A 4,087-nucleotide genomic window follows, 5' to 3' on the forward strand; every position below is an offset into this window, starting at 1 on the left:
CACCCCATCCCCCACCGACTATCCCCCCGCTTTCGCGGTCTACAGCGCCGGTCAGGCGAGGGCGGAGACCGCGGCCTGGACCGGCGTGCGGCCGGAGACCAGGTACAGCGTCTCGAGGGCGCCGGAGCCCGAGACGATGAGCGCGGCGAGCAGCGCCGCGACGTCCGCGCGCGGGATCGTGCCGCGCACCTCCGGGATACCCGGACCGGTGTGCTCGAGGGTCACGAGCCCGGCGGCCGGCTCGTCGGTGAGACCGGCCGGGCGCACGATCGTCCAGGCGAGGTCCCGGCGCACGAGATCCTCCTCCGCGGCGAGCTTGGCGCGGAGGTAGGCCACGAAGTCCGCGGGCACTCCGGCCGGTTCGGCGTCGTCGCGCACGAGGTCGGCCCCGGTCGACGAGACCTGCAGGAACCGGCGCACGCCTGCGGTCTCCGCCGCATCGGCGAGTAGAACGGATGCCCCCAGGTCGACGCTCGTCTTGCGCGCGTCGCCGCTGCCCCCGCCTGCGCCTGCGGCGAAGACGGCCACGTCGGCCCCGGACAGAACCTCCGCGAGCTCGGCGGGAGTCGTTGCCTCGAGATCGAGCACGACCGGGGTCGCGCCGTCGGTGCGGAGGTCGTCCGCCTGGTTCGGGTTCCGGATCAGTCCGATCACCTCGTGGCCGTCAGCCGTGAGGTCCCGGGTCAGAAGCCGGGCGATCTTTCCGTGTCCACCTGCAATTACAATACGCATCTCAGGGACAACGCCGCCGGGCGCTCCCGAATTCCCGCGCCCGGCATCCGCCCGCCAACCGCCCGTGTCGGGCGCCCGTGTCAGGCGCGGCCCGGGCGTTCGAATTCGTCGGTGTCGAGCCCCGGCTCGACGAGGGCTCCCATCGTGTCGGCGGCGTGCTGCGCGATCATGGCCTCGGAGGCCCGCTCGGTTGCCTGTGTCGCGGCGTGCTCGTCGGCCGCTTCCTGCATGGCGCTCGTCTTGCGGAGCGGATCGACCTTGAGGAAGAGGCTCAGTACGAAGGCGATCAGCACGACGACGAGGCTCACCCAGAACACCGTGACCGTGGCGTCGTTGAAGCCGACGAGGAAAGGCTGCGAGAGCCGAGGGTCCGCCGCGTTCAGGAACGAGGTGTCCCCGTCGAGGGCCGTCCCGAGCCCGGCCGGTTTCTGTAACAGGGCCAGGATGCCGGCGTTGGCTGGGTCGGCGAGCACGGCCGGATCGGAGGCGGCCGCCTTGACGCCGGCGACGATCGTCGGATTGCCGAATGCCGCGCCGAGGGTGTCCGGGATGCGGGTGAAGAGCACCGAGAACAGCACGGCGGTGCCGAGCGTGCCACCGATCTGACGGAAGAACGTCGAAGCGGATGTCGCGACGCCGATGTCCCGCGGTCCCACCGAGTTCTGGCTCGCGATGGTCAGCGTCTGCATGAGCTGGCCGAGACCGAGACCCACGAGGAGCATGCCCGTCATCATGAACCAGACCGGCTTGTCCGCGGTCGCGAAGGTGAAGAGCAAGAACCCGCCGGCCATGAACGCGGTGCCGACCGTGGGGAAGACGCGGTACTTGCCGGTGCGGGCGATGATCTGGCCGCTCACGATCGAGGAGATCATCAGGCCGAGGATCATCGGGAGCATCATGAAGCCGCTCTCGGTCGGGGTGGCGCCGTTCACGAGCTGCAGGTAGAGCGGGACGGTCATCATCGCGCCGAACATTCCGAAACCGACGAAGACGCCGAGCACGGTCGCCATCGAGAACGTCGCCGACCGGAAGAGCTTGAGCGGGATGAGCGCGTCATCGCCCATCAGTCGCTCGGCCACGATGAACAGCACGATGCCGAGCATGCCGGTCACGTAGCAGGCGACCGAGGTGAACGACCACCAGCCCCAGGTGCGGCCCTGTTCGGCGACGAGCAGCAGCGGCACTGCGGCGACGATGACCGTAACGGCACCCCACCAGTCGATCCGTACGGGACGCTTGAAGTGCGGGATGTGCAGGAAGCGGATCACGATGATGAGCGCGACGATGCCGATCGGGATGTTGATCAGGAACACCCACCGCCAGCCGGTGATGCCGAGGATCGTCGTCGCGCCGGAGAGGACACCGCCGATGAGCGGGCCGATGACGCTCGAAATGCCGAAGACGGCGAGGAAGTAGCCCTGGTACTTGGCGCGCTCCCGCGGCGCGAGCATGTCGCCCATGATCGTGAGCGGAAGGGCCATCAGGCCGCCGGCGCCGAGGCCCTGGATCGCCCTGAATACCGCAAGCTCATACATCGAGTGCGACATCCCGGCCAGGAGGGACCCGATCAGGAACACGGTGATCGCGATCAGGAACAGCGGCCGGCGCCCGAAGATGTCACTGAGTTTGCCGTAGATCGGCGTGCTGATGCACGAGACGATCAGGTACGCGGTCGTCACCCAGGCCTGCAGTGACATTCCGTCGAGGTCGTCGGCGATGGTGCGCATCGACGTCCCGACGATGGTCTGGTCGAGAGCCGACAGGAACATCCCGGCCATCAGGCCGAAGATGACGAACAGGATCTGCCGGTGCGACATCAGGGGAGCGGAGGCGGGCGAGGAGGCGGAAGCGGGAGGAGTTTGCATCGTCTGCAAAGTTACACGACGGGCAGGGAATCATCAACAGATTCCCGGACCCCGTTCCCGGCCGTTGGGGGGTGTTTCGGCACGCTCGTGGGGCGAGTCCCGGGACTAGGCTCATGAGCGTGCGTACAGAAGGTCAAACGGGGGGTTCACACAGGATGGGTTGGCGACGGATCACGGCTATCTCCCTCGCTGCCGTTCTCGTGGCCGGCGGGGCCGTCGCGCTCGGTTTTTTCGCGACTCACGCCCCGGCATCCGTCGCAACGGCGCTGCCCGCCGCGACGCCAGACCCCGGGTCTCCCGCGACGCACCCGCCCGGCGACCGGCCGACACCCACGGATGCCGCGCGCCCGGCCCCGACCGCATCACCGACGCCGATAGCGTTGGTCCCGCGCTTCGACAAGGCGGCGCGTTCGCACGATGACCCGACCAGCATCTGGGTCGTCGTCGACAAGGACCGCCCCCTGCAGCCGGCCGATTACACCCCGCCGGACCTCGTGACCGTGCCCGTGCCGCACGTCTGGGAACCGCAGCTCCGCCGGGAGGCATCCGACGCCGTCGTGGCCCTTTTCGCCGCCTTCACGGCCGAGACCGGGCTGCAGCTGCAGTCGCAGAGTTCCTACCGCAGTTATCCCACCCAGGTCGCGGTGTACAACGACGACGTCTCGGCCCACGGGCAGGCCGTCGCGGACACGAGCACCGCCCGGCCGGGCACGAGCGAACACCAGACCGGCCTCGCGATCGACATCAGCGCCCTGCCGGCGAGTTGCTCCCTCGACGCCTGCTTCGGGGCGACTCCCCAGGGCACCTGGCTCGCGCACAACGCCTGGAAATACGGTTTCCTGCTCCGTTATCCGGAGGACAAGGTCGCCGTGACCGGCTACGCGTATGAACCGTGGCATTTCCGCTACATCGGCGTCGACCTCGCGACCGAAATGCACACGGATGGCGTGACCACTCTCGAGGAATTCTTCGGTCTCCCGGCGGCCCCGACCTATCACTAGGTCCGGCTCACGCATGGGTTTCGGAGGTTCCGCACAGGGTTCTGGCATGTGCGCGTGTTCGCATGTCGGGTCCCCGTCCGCCGTCCAGAAACGATTTCGTGCGCCCCCATACACGTCCTGAAGGTCCCGCCCGCTCCCGCCATCGCCGGGAAGATCCACTGCCCCTCCGCCCCATCAGCCCTCCACGGCCGACCGATTCGCCGTCCTCGGACTCACTGTCGACAGGCTCCCTGGCGACCGCCGCCCGCTCCTCCGACTCCCTCGGCGTCGTCCGTTCCCGGCACCGCCTCGAGAAGGCGCCGTCCGGCCACCGCCCGCTGATCTGGCTGGCCGGCTCGGCCGCCGCCGCCAGCCTGTGCTTCGGCCTCTTCGTCCCGCTCTCGAGCCAGGCGTCCCCCGGGGTCGCCACCGCGGCATCCGCCCCACTCGCGGCCTCGCGCCCGGTGCCGGCGAGTGTCGTGGCCGCCGTGCCCGTCGTGGCCGGCACCG

4 protein-coding genes are annotated in these 4,087 nt (G+C 69.2%); 2 read left to right on the forward strand and 2 right to left on the reverse strand.

The annotated features are described in order from the left end of the window. Positions 1-51 precede the first annotated feature (51 nt). Together QN357_RS18100 and QN357_RS18105 are read right to left on the reverse strand one after the other, a co-directional pair. Entirely contained in the window at positions 52-732 is a 681-nt protein-coding gene (locus QN357_RS18100; protein ID WP_323505310.1) for an NAD(P)-binding oxidoreductase, read from the reverse strand. Between the two features lie 80 nt (positions 733-812). Beyond that, complete coding sequence (locus QN357_RS18105; RefSeq protein ID WP_323505311.1) at positions 813-2,597, reverse strand: MDR family MFS transporter; 1,785 nt, start codon at positions 2,595-2,597, stop codon at positions 813-815. Between the two features lie 155 nt (positions 2,598-2,752). Between QN357_RS18105 and QN357_RS18110 the strand changes: the two genes are divergently transcribed. Beyond that, positions 2,753-3,598, forward strand: coding sequence for a M15 family metallopeptidase (locus QN357_RS18110; protein WP_134560669.1), 846 nt, complete (start codon positions 2,753-2,755; stop codon positions 3,596-3,598). 98 nt (positions 3,599-3,696) lie between these two features. Beyond that, on the forward strand, positions 3,697-4,087 hold a 391-nt coding region (locus QN357_RS18115; protein WP_323505312.1), incomplete at its 3' end, for a hypothetical protein.

This window comes from Cryobacterium sp. RTC2.1 (assembly GCF_035018685.1).
GTDB classification, from domain to species: Bacteria; Actinomycetota; Actinomycetes; order Actinomycetales; family Microbacteriaceae; genus Cryobacterium; species Cryobacterium glucosi.

Bases quoted from the DNA above. Each gene is read 5' to 3' on its own strand.
- QN357_RS18110 (WP_134560669.1), top strand. From the start codon at position 2,753: ATGGGTTGGCGACGGATCACGGCTATCTCCCTCGCTGCCGTTCTCGTG.
- QN357_RS18105 (WP_323505311.1), bottom strand. From the start codon at position 2,597: ATGCAAACTCCTCCCGCTTCCGCCTCCTCGCCCGCCTCCGCTCCCCTG.
- QN357_RS18100 (WP_323505310.1), bottom strand. From the start codon at position 732: ATGCGTATTGTAATTGCAGGTGGACACGGAAAGATCGCCCGGCTTCTG.